Consider the following 18,551-nt stretch of genomic DNA (forward strand, 5'->3'; position numbering starts at 1 on the left):
TCAGTGCATTATTAAAAGACGGCAAAGGTGCCTGTTTCACAATTGCGTTCCCGCGTGAAGATGTTGATGGAAAGGGGATTTCTGAGTAGGTTGCCCCTTCAAACGCCAACCACGCCTTAGACTCAGGAGCTTTCAACATGCTTGATATTGCAATGGAACCGATAAACTTCATCATAACCTTCATTAACTCTATGGGGCTTGGTGAACGTGTATCCATTGCCACAGGGCTGATTTATATAGTGCTGAGTGTCCGGCAGAATGCTTTATGCTGGCCTTTCGGAATTGTGAGCGTGGCGATATGGATGGTTGTTGTCTTTCAAGGCAAACTGTACTCGGACGCATTTCTGCAATTTATATATGTCGTGCTGGGCTTCTACGGCTGGCATCAATGGCTTCGCGGCGGCAAAGATCACGAACCGCTTAAAGTTCGTAAAATTGACCTCAAATTATCCCTCCGCCTTGCCGCGATCGGGCTTATCACATTCATACCGCTCGGATATATCTCAGAAAACTACCTCGGAGCATCTTTTCCATGGTGGGACGCCCTCACGACTGTCATAAGCCTTATTGCTCAATATCTGCTGGCTAAAAAGTACCTCGAAAACTGGATTCTGTGGATTACCGCAGACGCAATGTATATCGTTATATACTACCTCAAAGGATGGACCGGATACAGCGGATTGATGACGGTTTATACTGTCATGGCAATTATCGGATTCGCCGGATGGCTCAAATCTTACAAAGCGGACAGAGTGCAGCAATGCCAACCCGCATAGTAATTCTCGGCTCTGAATGTACAGGCAAAACAACACTCGCCGCAAAAATAGCTGAACATTTTAAAGTAGATTTCGCCCCGGAATACCTGCGGGAATACTTTGAGATGAAAAACGGTCATCTTACGATCAATGACGCCATCCCCATTGCAAAAGGACAACTGGAAAAAGAACGCAAGCTTGAACTGAAGGGTTACTGCCCGCTTCTCTGCGATACCGACATAATAACCTCGATTGTCTACTCTAAGTATTACTTCGGCAAATGCCCGGATTGGATAGAAACGGAAGCTATGAAGCGAGGAAGCACCCACTACTTGCTTTGCGACATAGATGTTCCATGGACTGCCGACGGGCAACGGGACAGACCGGAGGAAAGAGAATACATGCAGAATCTTTTCTTAAACGAACTGCACGAAAGAAACCTGCCATTTGATATTATATCCGGTGACATTGAAAGTAGATTTAATAAATCTGTAACTATCATCAACAACTTACTACACTGCTGACTCTATTCCTTTCTTTTTTTGTACATCACCTTCTATGTATTAACTGAAAGCATTTAACATACACAAAATTACAGTTTTTACTTTTTTACATTCAATTCGAACGTAATAAATTGCAACATCAAATTATTATGCAAAAACACATCAAATTGATTGATTGATCAAAATCCAATCAATACACAACACAAAAGTCAATATTACAAGCCCCACATTACGCATTGCTCAACTCCAAGCCGTATTTTCTTGATTTAACGTTTTTTTTATGTAAGTTATATCCAGATTCACTTGAAGACCAATAAGGAGATTACAATGCGGAAAAAATTATTGCTGACTTTTGCAATCGTAGTATGTTTTGCGCTCGGAGCAACAGTTGCACAAGCCAAAACACTGACTTTGGGCCTCAAGGGAGAACCAACTTCTCTTGACCCTCACTTTCACAACGTTTCAGCCAACAATATGCAGGCTCTGTACATTTTTGACAAACTTATCCGTCAGGACAACAGACAAAAACTCCAGCCGGGTCTTGCCGAGTCCTGGGCCCCTATTTCTGAAACAGTATGGGAATTCAAACTTCGCAAAGGCGTAAAATTTCATGACGGATCTCCGTTCACAGCTGAAGATGTAAAATTCACACTTGAACGCATTCCTAATGTTCCTAACAGCCCGTCTTCTTTCTCCGGATTTGTAAACGAAATCAAAACAATTGATATCGTAGATGCTAACACTATCCGCTTAACTACAGAAAAACCTTCACCTCTTTTGCCCAGACAGCTGGCAGCATTCACCATCATTTCCAAAAAAAATGCTGAAGGCGCATCCACTGCAGACTTCAACTCAGGTAAAGCTGCAATCGGAACCGGTCCTTATGCTTTAGTTAAATGGGAACGTGGAGACAAAATTATATACAAACGCAATGATGCATACTGGGGAGAAAAACTTCCATGGGATGAAATCATCGTCAGACCGATTACTAATGACGGAACCCGCGTTGCAGCACTTAAGTCCGGTGACGTAGACCTCATTAACTTTGTACCGCCTGCCGATATCGATCACCTTGGAAAAGAATCAAAAATTCATCTTTCCGAGTCTCCTTCGACCCGCCTCATCTACCTGCACCTTGACTCTGACCGTGACGACTCTCCTACCGTCACAGGTAACAACGGCGAAAAGATCAAGAATCCTCTGAAAGACCCACGTGTACGTAAAGCTATTTCTAAAGCTATCAACCGCAGAGCTATTGCTGCACGCATCATGGACGGACTTGCTGTTCCTGCAAGCCAGATGGTTCCAGATGGATACGAAGGCACAAGCACAAGACTTAAGCCTGAAGCATACGATCCTAAAGGCGCAAAGAAATTACTTGAGCTTGCAGGTTACCCTGAAGGATTCAAAATCATCATCAACGGACCTAATGACCGTTATGTAAACGATTCTGATATCGCTCAGGCGATTGCTCAGATGCTGACCAAAGTCGGTATCAAAACAGAAGTCAGCACCATGCCTAAGAGTGTTTACTTCGGTAGAGCTTCCAAACTCGAATTCAGTCTCATGCTCGTAGGCTGGGCAACAGATACCGGCGAACAGTCCAACTGCCTCGCATCTTTGCTGCATACTTACGATGCAGATAAAGGTTTCGGCGCATCCAACCGCGGTCGTTACTCCAATCCACAGCTTGACTCCATGCTCGAAGAAGCTCTTGTCACAGTTGATCAGGACAAACATAACGATCTGATTATCAAAGCAACTGAAATTGGTATCAGCGACACCGGAATCGTTCCTATTCACTATCAGGTGAATGTATGGGGAATGAAGAAGGGACTGGATTACAATGGCCGCACCGATGGTTACACCATCCCACGCGAAATCATTTCAGGTAAATAAGATCATTCAAACAACAGAATAAACTTAAGGGGCGTACTTGTACGCCCCTTTTGCAGTGGAGCGTTAACCCTTTATGCTCGCATTTTTGATTCGCAGAATTTCACAAAGCGTCATGGTACTGCTTGTTATGTCCATGCTGGTCTTCGTGGGTGTCTTTTACATAGGCAATCCCATCGATATTCTGATCGCCCCGGATGCTACACCGGCAGAATACGCACGTGCAGTAAAAGAGCTGGGACTTGATAAGCCCATGCTCACCCAATACGGAATATTTTTAAAGGACGCCCTGCACGGTGATTTAGGTAACTCCTTTGTATATAATGAACCGGCATTAAAACTGATCCTGCAAAGGATGCCCGCCACAATGGAACTCGCGGTCACAGCTATGCTTATGGCTGTCTTTATAGGTATCCCGCTGGGGATGCTTGCGGGAATCAAGCACGATACAATGCTTGGCCGAAGTATTATGCGCTTCTCCATTCTGGGATTCAGTCTTCCCACCTTCTGGGTCGGCCTCATGTTCATCATACTTTTTTCCGTTCAACTGGGCTGGCTGCCGTCCGGCGGACGCGGGACCACAGTTGAACTGCTGGGAGTTCCGGTAAGTTTTCTTACATGGGACGGCATACAGCACTTAATCCTTCCGGCCATGAACCTCGCACTTTTCAAGACCTCACTGGCCATCAGACTCAGCAGAGCCGGAGTTCAAGAAAATTTACAGATGGACTATGTAAAATTTGCCAAAGCGAAGGGGCTTTCAAACACCAGAATCATCGGATTGCATGTCATGAAAAACATCATGATTCCGGTCATTACGGTTCTGGGTATGGAATTCGGCGGCCTGATTGCTTTCGCGGTAGTTACTGAAACTATTTTTTCATGGCCCGGCATGGGTAAACTGGTCATCGACTCAATCGGTGTGCTGGACCGTCCTGTAATCGTTGCATACCTGCTGATTACCGTGACAATGTTCATCATTATCAATCTACTCGTTGACATCATCTACTCCATACTGGACCCCAGAGTTCGTCTGGGCGACCAAAATTAGGATCAAAATATGGCAGACATGAACGAATTAATAGAGCCGGATGTAAAAGAAGAATCCCTGCTGTTGCTATCGCTCAAAGAATTTTTTGAAAGTAGAACCGCATCCATCGGACTGGTAATTCTAACGGTGATAGTTGTGGTGGCACTTCTTGCGCCTTATATTTCTCCGCAAAACCCCTACGATTTGATGAGCATCGACATCATGGATTCCAAGCTTGAGCCCGGAAGCAAATCCATGGACGAATCTGTCACCTTTCTTTTGGGAACAGACAGTCAGGGCCGCGATATGCTCAGCTCCATACTCTACGGACTGCGCATCAGTCTCGGAGTCGGGGTACTGAGTACAATAATCGCTCTTATCATCGGGTCAGCTATCGGTCTGTGGGCCTCATTTGTAGGAGGTAAAACAGATTCCTTTATTATGCGGGTAGTTGACCTGCAACTGAGTTTTCCTGCAATTCTGGTTGCACTTATACTGCTGGCGGTACTGGGAAAAGGGATCGATAAGATCATACTTTCACTGGTCATTGTGCAGTGGGCATATTATGCCCGCGCCATACGCAGTAATGTTCTGGTGGAACGCAGAAAAGAATACGTTGAAGCCGCCAAGTGTCTTGCCTTGCCGCAACGACGGGTCATGTTCGGGCACGTGCTGCCTAACTGTACGCCGGAACTGATTGTTATCTCCACCGTAAAAGTTGCCGGAGCTATCGCGCTCGAAGCAACCCTGTCCTTTCTGGGACTGGGAATGCCTATCACAGAACCTTCTTTAGGGTTGTTGATTGCGAACGGGTTTAAATACATGCAGAGCGGATATTACTGGATCAGCTTCTATCCCGGTGTTGCACTGCTCATTTTAATTGTAAGTATTAATATCGTAGGTGACAGACTGCGTGATGTTTTGAATCCGAGGCTTAAAAAATGAGCAATAAATTACTCGATATCAAGAATCTGGAAACTTTTTTTTACACCCGTGCCGGAATTGCCAAGGCCGTTAACGGCATATCTCTAAGCATTGATAAGGGTGAAATCATAGGTATCGTAGGGGAATCAGGGTCAGGTAAATCAGTAACCGGCTTCTCAATTATGGGACTTGTGGACCCTCCCGGAGAAATAGCGGGCGGCAGTATCAAGTTCAAAGGAGAAGAAATTCTCGGACAGAGCGAAGAACAATGGCGCTCTTTCAGAGGCTCAAAAGTTTCCATGATTTTTCAGGACCCGATGATGACTCTGAATCCCGTCCTCCGCATTGACACCCAGATGATTGAAGCCATCCGCGCGCATGAAAAGGTCAGTAAAAGCGAAGCCAGAAAAAGATGCGTCGAAACTCTGGCTATGGTTGGGATTCCTTCACCGGAAGAGCGTATTAAATCTTATCCGCACCAGTTTTCAGGCGGAATGAGACAGCGCGTAGCCATTGCCATCGGACTTTTAAATAAACCGGACCTGATTATTGCAGATGAGCCGACAACAGCTCTTGATGTCACTATTCAAGCACAGATTCTGTCTGAAATGCAGACTCTCTGCCGCAAAACAGGAATGGCGCTGATCTGGATTACTCACGATCTGACTGTCATAGCCGGACTGGCTCATAAAGTAGCCGTCATGTACGCAGGAAAAATCATCGAAGAAGGCAATGTTCAGGAAGTTCTGGATTACCCGCTGCACCCTTATACTCACGGGCTGATCGGTTCTGTTCCGAGCCGGAACAAACGCGGAGAGCCTCTATATCAGATTCCGGGAATGACGCCCTCGCTGATTAATATTCCAGCAGGCTGTTCATTCAGGATGCGCTGTCCCAGAGCTGATGGAATGTGCATGCAGGAACCGGAAGAAGCAAAGCCGACCAACGGGCGCATGGTTCGCTGCCACCACCCTCTCTAAATTAAGCCGGAACAACAGGATTTATATATGAGTGATGCCACCACCCCATTTTTAAGCTGTAAAAACCTCAGCCGGGTCTTTGTTAAAAAGCTCGACTTTGCAGGCAAAATAGCAAGCGCTCTCGGTTCAAAGATTCGCGAGGAAAGAGTTCAGGCTGTCGATAGCGTTGATCTCGACATTATGCCCGGTGAAGTTCTGGGGCTGGTCGGAGAATCGGGCTGCGGAAAATCCACGCTCGGCAGAATGCTTTGCGGAATTCTACCGGATTCAGGCGGCGATATTTTATACAAAGGTCAAAATGTAAAAGACCTGTCTGCAAAGGATGCCCTGCACTACGCCATAAATGTGCAGATGATTTTTCAGGACCCTTACGCGTCACTGAACCCACGGAAAAGAGTGAGCCAGATCATCGGAGAAGCTCCGCTTTATCACGGCCTTACCACTCGCAAAAATTTTGATTCATACTTATCCGAAGTGATGCTTCGCTGCGGACTTGATCCGACCTATAAAGATCGCTACCCGCACCAGTTTTCAGGCGGACAGCGCCAGCGTATCGGTATAGCAAGGGCAATGGCTGTTCAGCCGGAATGTCTTGTTTGTGATGAATCAGTAGCCGCGCTGGATGTATCCATTCAGGCTCAAATTCTGAACCTGTTTATGAATCTGCGCAAAGAGCTGAATCTTACGTGTTTGTTCATCAGTCATGACTTGGGAGTTGTAGAGCATATTTCCGACCGCATTGCGGTTATGTATCTAGGTAGAATCGTTGAGATAGCGTCAGTTGAGACACTGTTCAGCAACCCGTTTCATCCATATTCACAAGCTCTTCTGAACGAAATTCCGAGACTGGAAAAAAGAGATGTAGATTTTGCCCCGTTAAAAGGCGAAATTCCTTCACCGTTAGATCCACCTGAAGGCTGTCATTTTCATCCACGGTGTGCACATGCAATGGATATATGCAGGCTGGCAGTTCCTGAAATACGCGAAATAGCACCGGGACACAAAACCCGCTGCCATCTTTCAAATATCAAAAAATAATTAAGCTTAAAACTTCATTAAAAAAGGGAACCTGATTACAGGTTCCCTTTTTTTATTTAATAATGAATTTCAGGTTCTTTACGATCTTTACAAGTATCAGCAAGAAATTGCGTAACTTTCAAAATCTTCGGAATTTCCATTTTTCTAAAACCTGCAGTACAGACCTTTATACAGGCACAGCACAATATACACTTATCGCCGTCAGTTACTACGTGCGCCCCGACAGCTATTGCTCCCGTAGGACAAACCCTTTCACATGAACCACACAGTTCACAATTATCCAGCGAAATCGGAGAAACAGATGCACTCGCAGATTTTGTCTTATAAGGCTTATTGCCCGGCACTTTAAGTTTTGAATCACTAGCAAAACCGTTGCTTGAAAATTTGCTTGCCAATTCTGCGCCGAAACTCTTTGCTTTATCAATATCTGCAAAATCCGGCCTTCCCACTGAAAGCGGAGTAGCCGAAGTTGAAAAGGAATGTTCCCCGATAAACGCAGCCCCTGCAACAGTTTTAAAACCAGCACCTTCAGCAAGATCTGTAAGCTCAAGCAAGGCATCTTCGTAAGCTCTGTTACCGTAAACCACGACCAAAACAACAGGCACGCCGTTTCCTTTCAAAGTTGCCAGCCTGTCGAGTACAACTGATGGCAAACGTCCTGAATAGACAGGCGCTCCGATTATAACCAGATCATCCTTTGAACAATCAAAATCATCCGGAACTCCATCGTTTCGGGTCACATCAGAAACGGTCAGTTCCTTTGCATCAACACCTTCGGCAATAGCTTTCAGCACGCGCTTTGTTGTTCTTGTAGGAGAAAAACAAATCAACCGAAGCTTAGAACAAGTCATAAATTCTCCAAAAATTATAAATTTTAATCATTAAAAGTACAAAAAACTACTTAGTCAAACTATCCCAATCAGTCTTGAATGCCGCCAATCCCTGATCTGTCAGGGGATGCTTGGCAAGCTCGCTGATAATCTTATACGGAATGGTCGCCACATCTGCGCCGATCAAAGCTGAATCGAGAACATGCAAAGGATTGCGGATACTCGCCACCAGAATTTTAGTGGAAAAGTCATAATTATCGAAAATTGTCCGTATCTGTGAAATCAATTCCATTCCATCGTGAGAAATACCATCAAGTCTGCCAACAAAAGGACTGACATAAGTGGCACCGGCTTTAGCCGCTAAAAGAGCTTGAAGAGGAGAAAACACAAGAGTTACGTTGGTCTTCATTTTCTTTTCAGTAAGAGCCCTAGTTGCAATCAAACCTTCGGAAGTCATAGGTATTTTGATAACAACATTTTTACCGAATTTAGAAAGATCTTCTGCCTCGTTAATCATTTCTTTAGCAGTTTCGCCCATTACCTCTAGACTGACGGGGACAGGAACGGGCCCGTCAACCATACGGCAAATCTCTTTTGCCTGCTCACGCCAGTCTCCGCCTTCACGGGATAAAAGCGTAGGATTTGTTGTAACTCCATCAAGAAGTCCCAAATTCTGTGCGTTCTTGATTTCACTCAAATTTGCTGTATCTAAAAAAAATTCCATTAATATTTCTCCTTGTAATTAATCATGCGTAAACGACAACGCAAACATAAAAAGTCTACCTTTTACACAAATAACCACTAGATATAAGGATATTTTTCAGTCTGTTGCATGAAGCATTTTCATAGCTCAAATGGGACATGAGCAAAAGCACTATCTTTAATCTTAATATAACTCCGAACCAAAACAATTTATAATCCGCATTTGTTGACAACTTTAAAAGATCTGCGTAAACATCAACGCACTATGAACGTAACTTTTTCTAACTTTACCCTTCGCAATTGGTGGTGGCGCATTTTAATGCGTCGCGGGTAGGTTACGTTTAACGAAAAGTAACTAGCAAATATAGCTTTATAAAACCGCGACAGTGAAAACTGGTCGCGGTTTTTTTGTTTTCTGCGACTCACTGTCGAAAAAGAAATTCAGGAGAGAAAAGATGACTGACAATGCAACAATCAATGCAGACGGTTTTTTTGGTGAATACGGCGGACAATATGTTCCCGAACAGCTCATCCCGATCCTTAATGAGCTTGCCGACACGTACAACAAATTTAAAGACGATGAAGAATTCAAACGTGAATTCGAATACTATCTCGCAAAATATTCTGGCCGCCCTACTCCGCTTTATCTCTGTTCAAACCTCACTAATAACCTTGGCGGAGCTAAAATCTATCTAAAAAGAGAAGATTTAAACCATCTCGGCGCTCACAAAGTAAACAATACCCTCGGCCAAATTCTGCTTGCCAAGCGCATGGGCAAAAAGAAAATCGTAGCGGAAACTGGAGCCGGACAACACGGTGTTGCAACAGCGGCAACAGCCGCTCTCATGGGCATGGAATGCACCATTTACATGGGCGCAGTGGATGTTGAAAGACAAAAACTGAATGTTTTCCGTATGCAGATGATGGGCGCAAAAGTTATTTCGGCGGAGTCTGGACAGCGCACTCTCAAAGAAGCTGTTGACGAAGCATTGGGAGCATGGATTCAAGACGCAGACGACACCTTTTATCTGCTCGGCTCAGCTGTCGGACCGCACCCTTATCCGACCATGGTCCGCGACTTCCAGTCCGTTATCGGCAAAGAAGCAAGAGAGCAGTGCCTTGAAGACGAAGGACGCTTGCCTGATTACTGCATTGCCTGCGTAGGCGGAGGATCAAATGCGATCGGCCTTTTCTCTGAATTCGTTAAAGATGAAAATGTTAAGCTCGTTGGAGTAGAACCGGCAGGACGCAGCCTTGAACCCGGCGGACACGCTGCAACGCTTTGCCTCGGTGAACCCGGAATAATGCATGGATTTAATTCTTACATGCTTAAAGATGAAAAAGGCGAACCGGCTCCGGTTTACTCAATTTCTGCCGGACTGGATTACCCAAGCGTCGGCCCCGAACATTCACACCTCAAAGATCTAGGCAGAGCTGAATACGTTCATGCCTCCGATAAAGAAGCTGTGGATGCCTTCTTCACTCTTTCCCAGAAGGAAGGAATCATCCCCGCGCTGGAATCATCACACGCGTTGGCATATGCCATGAAACTTGCTCCGACTCTGCCCAAAGATAATATCATCATCGTCAACTTATCCGGTCGCGGAGATAAAGACGTAGCTGAAATCGAAAATCTGATCAGCAAAGGTGACTTCTGCATGCCTTAAATCCGAAATATTTAAGTCCTGCAAACAGCTTAAAAAAAATCCTGCCAGCCTTAATTTATCAAGGCTGGCAGGATTTTTTATTTCCTTTCCATTTGTCCCCGCAAAGATTCACCTGAAAGCCAACTCGCGTAAGTTCCTTCATAATCGGTTAAAACTTGCTCCATCAAGGGCAGAAAGGATGCAATATGACCGTTAATTCCAAGCTCATCAAGAAAAGCCTGCTGCCCCGCAAAAATAAGGTCTTTCTGAATCATTATTACCGCATTCTGCGGAACGGCAATACAGTCTTTTGACTCATGACTTTTAATACAAGGACCAAGATCATGAGATATCCAGTTGCGGCATGCGATGGGGCGCACTTCATATATTGAACATTTATTATCTTTCAAAAAAGGACACGGACGAAAATATTTCATTGTAAATTCATGCAATCCGGCAGAATCAAATCCCTCTGCCCCTTCCACGCAAACTTCGACAATTTTTTCAAAATCAGAAGCATCAAGTTTCTCAGCCAAATATAATGCTATATTAAATGCTTCCTGCGGCACCAAGGTGATGTGAGAAAAACAGCAGTATGAACACCCTTCTCTACATGCAACCTGAAACGTCGGATCAAGATTACTAATCTGCCCGACTACGGCATTAAAATTAGCCTCAAAACAGCGCATTCCTTTATCAGCAATCATACGGGCAAACAGTTCATTATCAGGTGTAAGCCCCTTCAAGTCAGCACACACGGCAAGAGCCATGTCCTTAAACCATTTCTGCAGTTCAATATGAGCTTCAAACATTGCATAAACATGAGCGAGTTCGTTGTTAATCACGTTTTCAGGGCTGGAATTCATTCTTTCCTCCGTTTTATGAATGCATTTATTTATCTTGCACTCAAAAAACAAGCAACCGAATACATTTATAATCAGCACCCTATTGCCGCGACTGCACATTCATGCTTTACTGTACCAACTAAAATTTATTTATATTTGATTAATTCAGGTCACCCCAAACGTTCAAAGGATTTAACATGAAAAAAACAGCTTTAATCCTGCAAATTCTTATGGTCCTTATATTGGCCTCAGCCTCTTTTGCATACGCAAACGAAGACCAAACCGACGCTCTCATTAAGCAGGTTGTAAAAGTAGTCCCTAAAGGTGCCGAACTTATTGCCCGCGAAGCAAACGACAGCAGCGCATTCGTAGCCTATACACAGGGCGTAAAAAATTATCAGTTCACTCTGTCCGGAGATATGAACCCGCAAATAAAAGATGCAAAGGAATTTAAGTATAAAGGTAAAAAAGCTTTCTATTTCCAGCCCGGAATGGAAGACACCGGCGGGCTTATGATTATTTTAAGCGCAGAAAAAAGCATCGTGATAATTTACTCATCAGGTTTCTCAAATGACGAAGAAGTGAACCAGAAAACCATGACCCAAATGGCTGACCAAATGGACCTCGGCAGTCTTTAATACGATTTTTATGGAAGAACCGTATCCATAACCCATACATCAATGGGAAGTTTCGCATACGAAATTGCTTCATTTAAACGACGCAGATAACGCGCGTCTTTTTTCTTATTCATAATAAGAACAACTCCCGCGCGTTTTCCAGTGCAAGAAGCGTAATATAACGACTGCCCGATAGCTTCTGCCCACTTACGACCGAAATCCATTTCAACAGCATGCGTTTCAGTCAGACAATCCACACGAGTTGCATCGGGAAGTCGATATTCCGTTTTTCCATGATTCTGATCGCACCACAAAACCTGATAATCTCTTTCTGCGCCACCGGCAATGGACGGCATAAATAAAATTAGAACAGATAGTACGAGCGTTTTCATGAAATAGAATATTACATTTATTCAAACCCGAATCAACGCTTATTCTATTTAAAAACATGAAAACATCTATAATTTCGAATTAAAAATATAAATACCTATTAAATACAGGTTCTACAAACCTCTTATATATCCCCTATAAAATATTTATACCCACTCCTGATGATAAAAAACCTGTAAAAACACAGGATTATATACTTAAAAGAGTAAATATAAGAAACTTAGAGCATCAATTTAGAAAGCCCCTGTTCTAAATCTTTTTTAAGGTCATCGACGTCTTCCATACCAATATTAAGCCTGAAAATAGTTTTTCCTTCGTAAGCAAAAGAATTGTTACGCCTAAATCTTCCGCCAGTAATAAGACTTTTATATCCGCCCCAACTGTAACCGAGACCGAAAAGTTCAAGACTGTCGACAAAGGCAGAATGATCCATATCTTCATACTCATCACGAAGCGTAAAACCGAAAAGTCCGCTTGAACCTTTAAAGTCACGCTTCCAGAGTTCGTGCTCAGGATGACTTTCAAGAGCGGGATGAATAACTTTATCCACGGCTTTATGATTAACAAGCCATCTTGCAACATCAAGAGCCGATTGTTCATGATGCTTCAAACGCACATGAAGAGTTCTAAGCCCCCGTAAAGCCTGATAACAATCCTCTTGCGGTGCAAAAATTTCAAAAATATAGCAACACTTTTCAAACTCAGCCCATTTTTCTTCAGTAGTGGAAACTGTGCCAAGCAGAATATCTGAATGACCAGTAATATACTTTGTGGCGGACTGTATGGAAACATCCACACCAAGTTTAAATGGATTAAGATATAAAGGAGTGGCCCACGTGTTATCAATAACACTGATAACTCCCTTCTCGCGGCATACTTTAGTTATGGCTGGAATATCCTGAATCTCAAAAGTATTGGAACCGGGCGATTCCATAAATAGCAACCGGGTATTATTCTTCATAAATTTGCTGATATCAGTCCCTGCATCGGACGGTAGATAGTCAGCGGTAACCCCGTATTTCGACATAAAACCGTCGCAAAAATGCCGCGTCGGACCATACACATTATCACAAATTAGAACATGATCACCCTGTTTAGTGAATGCCAGCAAAACCATAGCAATTGCGTTAATACCGGACTGGAAAGCCTTGCAACCATACGCCCCTTCAAGTTCAGTCATTGCAGCTTCAAAAGCATTCTGAGCCGCAAGTCCGCAGGTTCCGTATGCAATACCTTCAAACTTACCCTGATTGGCTTTCAACATATCTGAATAACTGTCGAACAACACAGTAGAAGCACGGTGCAGCGGTGGATTGATCGTATTTATATTCTGGCGGGCTTCTTTTTTGCCCCCGTTAACTAACTTTGTTGCGATATTTTTCATTTTTTTAGTACCTTTCGTGCAGTTCAGCTTCAATCAACTCAAGCGGAAAATCATCTCTGATAACCGCATGACCAAGTTTATCAAGAGCAACCATTACAACTGCCCCGTCTTTAACTTTCTTGTCACGTTTCATGAGTTCCATAATATCAGCAGGGCGAATATTCAAACAACCAGTTGCAAGGGACAATCTATCCATTACATCCTGATGCAATTCAAGATCTGAATCAGAAAGCATCCCCGCACGATTGCAAGCCCTAGCAACAACTCTCATGCCATGCCCGACACATTCACCGTGCGATAATTTATAACCGGAAAAAGTCTCGATGGCATGCCCCACGGTATGACCGTAATTGAGTATACGCCTGAGGCCGCCTTCCTTTTCATCTCTGGAAACAACATTTGCTTTTATTTCACAACAACGCGCAACCACTGCGGACATCACTTCCCTATCGAGAGAAAGTATTTTATCGGCATTATCCAGCAGATATTCCGCAAACTTTCTATCCGCAATAAAACCGTATTTTACAACTTCGCCCAGTCCGCTCAGAATTTCCTGTTCAGGCAGACTGTCCAGCGCGGATATATCGGAATAAACGCGTTTAGGCTGGTAAAACATTCCGCAATAATTCTTACCGCCGGATATATTAACAGCAACCTTTCCGCCCACAGAGGAATCAACCTGTGAGAGCAATGTGGTCGGAACCTGAACAAAGTTTATTCCGCGCATATAACTTCCGGCAACATAACCGGAAAGATCTCCCACAACTCCACCGCCAAGAGCAACAACAACGTCCTGACGATTGATTCCGGCTTCAAGCATAGCTTCGAGCAGGGATGCGAACACATCCAGACTCTTGCTTTTTTCACCGGCCGGAACTGTAAGCAGAAGAGGATCAATATTTTCAAGTGCAAGCTTATCAGCTAATTTAAGCCCGAAAAGCTCACGTGTATTTTCATCACATATAACAACCGGAGTACGACCGAACTTTTGCGAACACAGATCCGGGATAAGACTATCCATTGCCCCGTCTTCGACTAGAATATCATAGGAGTTATCAAATTCTCCTTTCAGCGTAACATCAACCCTCGGCATTATTTATCTCCGGCAAATGTAGATTCCTGCTGACGCAAAGATTCTTCATGAATGTACTGGAAAATACGAAGCATGAAGTGCTCATCCATACCGCGGGCAACACCTTCACGAGTGCGCTTCTCAACAGTTTTTTTCCACTGTGCAGGCTGGAGGAGAGCAATTCCTTTTTCCTTTTTAAGTGTACCAATTGTACGTCCGATAGCCATGCGTTCAGCAAGAAATTCAACGATGGATTCATCTATTTCATCAAGTCTGATACGTTTCTTTTCAACAGCATGAATAAAATCTTCATCTTCAACGGCAGGATGACGGACCTGAAGTCCGGCAATAACTTTACCAAGATCTTCAGGAGTGAACTGCTGTTTGCTGTCGCTTAAAGCTTTATCAGGATCAATGTGAGATTCGATCATCAAACCGTCAAAAAGGAGATCAAGTGCTTTCTGTGCCACTGCGGGAATAAGCGCACGCTTTCCGCACAGATGACTGGGATCACAAATAATAGGCAACCCTTCGCAACGACGGCGAAGTTCAATAAAAATTCTCCAGTTAGGTGCATTACGAAGCTCTGTAACCTTTGCAGAAGAGAATCCGCGATGAATAGCACCGAGTTTTCTAACTCCGGCTTTATTAAGACGTTCCAACGCTCCAATCCAAAGCTCAACATCAGGGTTGATGGGATTCTTGACCAGTACTGGAATATCGGTACCTTTAAGAGAATCCGCAAGAGCTTGAACGGCAAAAGGATTAACTGTGGTTCTTGCGCCGACCCAGATAAGATCAACATTATATTTAAGGCAGAGTTCTACATGCTCAGGAGTTGCAGTCTCTGTGGATATAGGCATTCCGGTTTCTTCACGGGCTTCAACCAGCCACTTTAATCCTTCTTCCCCCATGCCTTCAAAACAATTAGGACGTGTGCGCGGTTTCCAGATACCGGCCCGCAGCATATGTGCTCCGGTCTTCGCAACACCGCGAGCGGTTTCAAGCACCTGTTCACGTGTTTCAGCACTGCATGGCCCTGCGATAATAAAAGGCCCTTCATGTTTGAAACCCCAGGAATCAATACCGTCGATATCAAGTTGAACACTCATAGTTAAGACCTCCTTAACTTGTTGATAGTTTTTAAGGGTAGGCCAAGCCGGAATTATGATGAAGGCGAGTAGAAGAAGTAACCGACTGGACAGAAAGAAAAATATATAAAACTGGAGATCAAATTATCTCCGACAAGACATCAGTCTTCAGACTCTTCGAATTCTTCGGGCTCTTCGGCCAAGGCTCGTTTCAAGGAAACTTCGAGCATCATTTTTTGCAGCCGGATACTCTTTGAATCACTCTCCATAATATTCTCTGCCAGGCCGCGAAGTTTATCCACAGCCTCAAGGCTGGCTGTTATCATCAATTCAGTTGGAACAAGATCAGTGGATCGTATCAATTCTAACATATTTTCAAGAGTATGAGACAATTCTTCAATATTACGAAGCTTCAGGAGATTAGAACCGGCTTTAACAGAATGCGCGTCACGAAAAATAGAGTTTATCAGTTCGTGAGATCCATTTTCAGTATTTTTTTCTAAAGTAAGCAGTCCTGATTCCAAGCTGTCGAGACGTTCCAAGGTCTCTTCTTGAAATATATCTAATAGTCTGTCGCCTGTACTCATTTAATATAATGCCTTTATTTTATTTAATCTGCATCGCTCGCTAAATACGGGTGATTTTTTTTGCAAAAACTGAATTTAAATTATATATGTTATCTGCCCTACTGCATTAATTTCGTCAATCTCCGAGATAAGGCAAAACCACTATAAAATTTCTGAGCCACTGTAAGTCCTTTCCTTTTCCGGTGCAACCATCTACACTGCTGCCCTCGTGAAGATTAATACTTTTTACGCATTTTATCAGATTTCATCATATATAATTTTTTCAGAACATAACGCGGAGTTTAAAATATGGCCTTAATGAGTGTAAATAGTGTCTCAATGTCGTTCGGCGGACCACTGCTTTTAGACAAGGCATCCTTTCAGGTTCAGCCCGGACAGCGCATCTGTATCGTCGGCAGAAATGGAGAAGGAAAGTCCACTCTGCTGAGACTCATGAGCGGGGATTTAGTTCCTGACAGCGGAGTTATTTCCACCCAGAAAGGAGTAACAGTAGCAAGGCTTTCTCAAAAAGTACCGGAAGTCCTGAATGGAACCGTCTTTGATGTAGTCTCCGAAGGTCTCGGAGAACTGGGTAACGCTTTGGCAAAATATCATCGCGTCAGCACAGAAGTGGCTAACGGAGGCGATGTTTCAAAGCTTTCTGAAATCGAAGACATCATGGAACAGCACGGTGGCTGGAATGCCATGACCACAATCGAAATGGTCATATCCCGCCTTTCTCTGAATCCTGAGACTCGTTTCGAATCCCTTTCAGGTGGACTCAAAAGACGCGTACTGCTTGCCCGCGCACTAGCCAGCACCCCTGACATATTACTCCTTGATGAGCCTACTAACCATCTGGATATCGATTCCATTGCATGGCTCGAAGAATTTATTTTAAAACATATCAAAACTCTCATATTCATTACTCATGACCGGATGTTCCTGCGCCGCATCGCTACCCGTATCATTGAAATGGACCGCGGCAAACTTGCCGACTGGACCTGCGATTATGATACTTTTTTAAAGCGTAAAGAAGAACTTCTTGATGCCGAAGAAAAGAACTGGTCCGAGTTCGACAAAAAACTCGCCAGAGAAGAAGTCTGGATCAGACAGGGTGTTAAAGCCCGAAGAACCAGAAACGAAGGCAGAGTTCGTGAACTCGAAAAACTGCGAAGCGAAAGAAGTCAGCGCCGCGAAAAAACCGGAACCGCCGCTATCCAGATTCAGGAAGCATCCCGTTCCGGTAAAATTGTAGCCGAAACAGAAAATGCCAACTTTTCATGGGACGACAAGCCTGTATTTAAAGACCTTAACGTTACCATCATGCGCGGCGACAGAATCGGGATTATCGGGCCTAACGGAACTGGTAAAACAACCCTTATTCAAGTTCTGCTGGGCAATCTGAGACTTAACTCAGGTAAAATCAAGTTAGGAACCAAGCTTGAAATTTCATATTTTGATCAGCACAGAGAACAGCTTGACCCTGATAAAACAGTGCGTGACAGCGTTGCGGACGGCAACGATGTCGTCACAATCAACGAGCGTACTAAGCATGTTATGGGTTATCTCAAAGACTTTCTATTCCCTGCTGACCGCGCCAACAGTAAGGTAAGAGTTCTTTCCGGCGGAGAAAGAAACCGCCTTCTGCTCGCCAGATTATTCACCCGTCCATCCAACCTGCTGATAATGGATGAACCTACAAATGATCTTGATGCAGAAACCTTGGAACTTCTCGAAGATAAGCTGATGGAGTACCCAGGTACTGTCATTATTGTAAGCCATGACCGTGCATTTTTGAATAACGTAGTAACAAGCACAATCGTATTTGAAGGCGACGCAACTGTTAAAGAATTCGTCGGCGGTTATGATGACTGGCTCAGACAAAAACCTAAAGCAGAAAAAGAGAATAAGCCTAAAACTCTGAAAGCGGCAAAAGAAGAACAGCCCAGCCTTGCTGTTCGTCCTAAAAAAATGAGCTATAAAGAACAGCGTGAACTGGATCTTCTTAAAGAAGAAATGAAAAATCTTCCGGCCCAGATCGAAACACTTGAAAAAGAAATCGGAACTATACAAGAACTCATGCTCGATTCAGAATTTTATAGAAAATCAGCACAGGAAATGGCTAAAACCAAAACCAGACTGGCTGAACTTGAAAGTGAACATGAAAAAACTTTTGAGCGCTGGGAAGAAGTTGAATCCAAGCTTGCTAAATATCGTTCATAATCAAAATAAAAGCTGACGAATATATATAACTTCTAAGTTAAAATCACCCCGGGCGG

18 protein-coding genes are annotated in these 18,551 nt (G+C 43.9%); 10 read left to right on the top strand and 8 right to left on the bottom strand.

Going from position 1 to position 18,551, the window contains the following annotated elements; translation table 11 throughout:
- Positions 1–137: 137 nt before the first annotated feature.
- The 7 genes from pnuC (at position 138) to BLT41_RS14790 (ending at position 7,126) form a co-directional block, all read left to right on the top strand.
- A complete protein-coding gene (gene pnuC, locus BLT41_RS14760; RefSeq protein WP_244512298.1) occupies positions 138–776 on the top strand; it encodes a nicotinamide riboside transporter PnuC in 639 nt (212 codons plus the stop codon).
- Positions 761–1,279: an AAA family ATPase gene (locus tag BLT41_RS14765; protein WP_092162519.1), complete on the top strand. Its 519-nt coding sequence runs from the start codon at positions 761–763 to the stop codon at positions 1,277–1,279. The genes pnuC and BLT41_RS14765 overlap by 16 nt, the downstream gene beginning before the upstream one ends.
- Positions 1,280–1,585: 306 nt before the next feature.
- Positions 1,586–3,157 (top strand): ABC transporter substrate-binding protein, encoded by a 1,572-nt coding sequence (locus BLT41_RS14770; protein WP_092162520.1) that lies wholly within the window; start codon positions 1,586–1,588, stop codon positions 3,155–3,157.
- A gap of 73 nt (positions 3,158–3,230) precedes the next feature.
- Positions 3,231–4,205: an ABC transporter permease gene (locus BLT41_RS14775; RefSeq protein WP_092162521.1), complete on the top strand. Its 975-nt coding sequence runs from the start codon at positions 3,231–3,233 to the stop codon at positions 4,203–4,205.
- A 9-nt stretch (positions 4,206–4,214) separates the two neighbouring features.
- Positions 4,215–5,129 (top strand): ABC transporter permease, encoded by a 915-nt coding sequence (locus BLT41_RS14780; protein ID WP_092162522.1) that lies wholly within the window; start codon positions 4,215–4,217, stop codon positions 5,127–5,129.
- On the top strand, positions 5,126–6,088 hold the full coding sequence (locus tag BLT41_RS14785) for an ABC transporter ATP-binding protein (protein ID WP_092162523.1): 963 nt from the start codon (positions 5,126–5,128) through the stop codon (positions 6,086–6,088). Before BLT41_RS14780 ends, BLT41_RS14785 begins: the two co-directional genes overlap by 4 nt.
- A gap of 27 nt (positions 6,089–6,115) precedes the next feature.
- The gene (locus BLT41_RS14790; RefSeq protein WP_092162524.1) at positions 6,116–7,126 is read left to right on the top strand and encodes an ABC transporter ATP-binding protein; all 1,011 of its coding nucleotides are present in this window, start codon (positions 6,116–6,118) and stop codon (positions 7,124–7,126) included.
- Positions 7,127–7,182: 56 nt separating this feature from the next.
- Here the strand turns inward: BLT41_RS14790 and BLT41_RS14795 are convergent, their stop codons facing one another.
- Positions 7,183–7,977, bottom strand: a complete 795-nt coding sequence (locus BLT41_RS14795) for a 4Fe-4S binding protein (protein WP_092162537.1) — start codon at positions 7,975–7,977, stop codon at positions 7,183–7,185.
- Positions 7,978–8,023: 46 nt separating this feature from the next.
- On the bottom strand, positions 8,024–8,680 hold the full coding sequence (fsa, locus tag BLT41_RS14800; protein ID WP_092162539.1) for a fructose-6-phosphate aldolase: 657 nt from the start codon (positions 8,678–8,680) through the stop codon (positions 8,024–8,026).
- A 433-nt stretch (positions 8,681–9,113) separates the two neighbouring features.
- Between fsa and trpB the strand changes: the two genes are divergently transcribed.
- Positions 9,114–10,325 carry a tryptophan synthase subunit beta gene (trpB, locus tag BLT41_RS14805; RefSeq protein WP_092162546.1) on the top strand — a complete coding sequence of 404 codons (1,212 nt, stop codon included), beginning with the start codon at positions 9,114–9,116 and terminating at the stop codon, positions 10,323–10,325.
- Positions 10,326–10,402: 77 nt separating this feature from the next.
- Here the strand turns inward: trpB and BLT41_RS14810 are convergent, their stop codons facing one another.
- Positions 10,403–11,170, bottom strand: coding sequence for a YkgJ family cysteine cluster protein (locus BLT41_RS14810; protein ID WP_092162547.1), 768 nt, complete (start codon positions 11,168–11,170; stop codon positions 10,403–10,405).
- Positions 11,171–11,346: 176 nt separating this feature from the next.
- On the opposite strand from BLT41_RS14810, the gene BLT41_RS14815 reads away from it, so the two are divergent.
- Positions 11,347–11,787 (top strand): hypothetical protein, encoded by a 441-nt coding sequence (locus BLT41_RS14815; RefSeq protein WP_092162548.1) that lies wholly within the window; start codon positions 11,347–11,349, stop codon positions 11,785–11,787.
- 8 nt (positions 11,788–11,795) lie between these two features.
- On the opposite strand, the gene BLT41_RS14820 is transcribed toward BLT41_RS14815, so the two are convergent.
- The 5 genes from BLT41_RS14820 to BLT41_RS14840 all read right to left on the bottom strand — a co-directional run bounded on the left by BLT41_RS14820 (position 11,796) and on the right by BLT41_RS14840 (position 16,290).
- Positions 11,796–12,158, bottom strand: coding sequence for a hypothetical protein (locus BLT41_RS14820; RefSeq protein ID WP_139167361.1), 363 nt, complete (start codon positions 12,156–12,158; stop codon positions 11,796–11,798).
- Positions 12,159–12,376: 218 nt separating this feature from the next.
- Positions 12,377–13,540, bottom strand: coding sequence for a cystathionine beta-lyase (gene metC, locus BLT41_RS14825; RefSeq protein WP_092162550.1), 1,164 nt, complete (start codon positions 13,538–13,540; stop codon positions 12,377–12,379).
- A gap of 4 nt (positions 13,541–13,544) precedes the next feature.
- Positions 13,545–14,633 carry a 3-dehydroquinate synthase gene (gene aroB / locus BLT41_RS14830; protein WP_092162551.1) on the bottom strand — a complete coding sequence of 363 codons (1,089 nt, stop codon included), beginning with the start codon at positions 14,631–14,633 and terminating at the stop codon, positions 13,545–13,547.
- Positions 14,633–15,724, bottom strand: a complete 1,092-nt coding sequence (locus tag BLT41_RS14835; RefSeq protein ID WP_092162552.1) for a bifunctional 3-deoxy-7-phosphoheptulonate synthase/chorismate mutase type II — start codon at positions 15,722–15,724, stop codon at positions 14,633–14,635. Before BLT41_RS14835 ends, aroB begins: the two co-directional genes overlap by 1 nt.
- A 140-nt stretch (positions 15,725–15,864) precedes the next feature.
- The gene (locus BLT41_RS14840) at positions 15,865–16,290 is read right to left on the bottom strand and encodes an Hpt domain-containing protein (protein WP_092162564.1); all 426 of its coding nucleotides are present in this window, start codon (positions 16,288–16,290) and stop codon (positions 15,865–15,867) included.
- A gap of 288 nt (positions 16,291–16,578) precedes the next feature.
- On the opposite strand from BLT41_RS14840, the gene BLT41_RS14845 reads away from it, so the two are divergent.
- Entirely contained in the window at positions 16,579–18,495 is a 1,917-nt protein-coding gene (locus tag BLT41_RS14845) for an ATP-binding cassette domain-containing protein (RefSeq protein WP_092162566.1), read from the top strand.
- The last annotated feature ends 56 nt before the right edge of the window (positions 18,496–18,551 follow it).

The sequence above is a fragment of the Maridesulfovibrio ferrireducens genome, assembly GCF_900101105.1.
Taxonomy (GTDB): domain Bacteria; phylum Desulfobacterota; class Desulfovibrionia; order Desulfovibrionales; family Desulfovibrionaceae; genus Maridesulfovibrio; species Maridesulfovibrio ferrireducens.

What these genes read in the sequence shown, in the direction of transcription:
- BLT41_RS14785 (WP_092162523.1), top strand. Translation starts at nt 5,126, where the DNA reads ATGAGCAATAAATTACTCGATATCAAGAATCTGGAAACTTTTTTTTAC.
- metC (WP_092162550.1), bottom strand. Translation starts at nt 13,540, where the DNA reads ATGAAAAATATCGCAACAAAGTTAGTTAACGGGGGCAAAAAAGAAGCC.
- BLT41_RS14790 (WP_092162524.1), top strand. Translation starts at nt 6,116, where the DNA reads ATGAGTGATGCCACCACCCCATTTTTAAGCTGTAAAAACCTCAGCCGG.
- BLT41_RS14775 (WP_092162521.1), top strand. Translation starts at nt 3,231, where the DNA reads ATGCTCGCATTTTTGATTCGCAGAATTTCACAAAGCGTCATGGTACTG.
- BLT41_RS14770 (WP_092162520.1), top strand. Translation starts at nt 1,586, where the DNA reads ATGCGGAAAAAATTATTGCTGACTTTTGCAATCGTAGTATGTTTTGCG.
- BLT41_RS14845 (WP_092162566.1), top strand. Translation starts at nt 16,579, where the DNA reads ATGGCCTTAATGAGTGTAAATAGTGTCTCAATGTCGTTCGGCGGACCA.
- BLT41_RS14815 (WP_092162548.1), top strand. Translation starts at nt 11,347, where the DNA reads ATGAAAAAAACAGCTTTAATCCTGCAAATTCTTATGGTCCTTATATTG.
- aroB (WP_092162551.1), bottom strand. Translation starts at nt 14,633, where the DNA reads ATGCCGAGGGTTGATGTTACGCTGAAAGGAGAATTTGATAACTCCTAT.
- BLT41_RS14820 (WP_139167361.1), bottom strand. Translation starts at nt 12,158, where the DNA reads ATGAAAACGCTCGTACTATCTGTTCTAATTTTATTTATGCCGTCCATT.
- pnuC (WP_244512298.1), top strand. Translation starts at nt 138, where the DNA reads ATGCTTGATATTGCAATGGAACCGATAAACTTCATCATAACCTTCATT.
- BLT41_RS14840 (WP_092162564.1), bottom strand. Translation starts at nt 16,290, where the DNA reads ATGAGTACAGGCGACAGACTATTAGATATATTTCAAGAAGAGACCTTG.
- BLT41_RS14780 (WP_092162522.1), top strand. Translation starts at nt 4,215, where the DNA reads ATGGCAGACATGAACGAATTAATAGAGCCGGATGTAAAAGAAGAATCC.
- BLT41_RS14810 (WP_092162547.1), bottom strand. Translation starts at nt 11,170, where the DNA reads ATGAATTCCAGCCCTGAAAACGTGATTAACAACGAACTCGCTCATGTT.
- BLT41_RS14765 (WP_092162519.1), top strand. Translation starts at nt 761, where the DNA reads ATGCCAACCCGCATAGTAATTCTCGGCTCTGAATGTACAGGCAAAACA.
- BLT41_RS14795 (WP_092162537.1), bottom strand. Translation starts at nt 7,977, where the DNA reads ATGACTTGTTCTAAGCTTCGGTTGATTTGTTTTTCTCCTACAAGAACA.
- fsa (WP_092162539.1), bottom strand. Translation starts at nt 8,680, where the DNA reads ATGGAATTTTTTTTAGATACAGCAAATTTGAGTGAAATCAAGAACGCA.
- trpB (WP_092162546.1), top strand. Translation starts at nt 9,114, where the DNA reads ATGACTGACAATGCAACAATCAATGCAGACGGTTTTTTTGGTGAATAC.
- BLT41_RS14835 (WP_092162552.1), bottom strand. Translation starts at nt 15,724, where the DNA reads ATGAGTGTTCAACTTGATATCGACGGTATTGATTCCTGGGGTTTCAAA.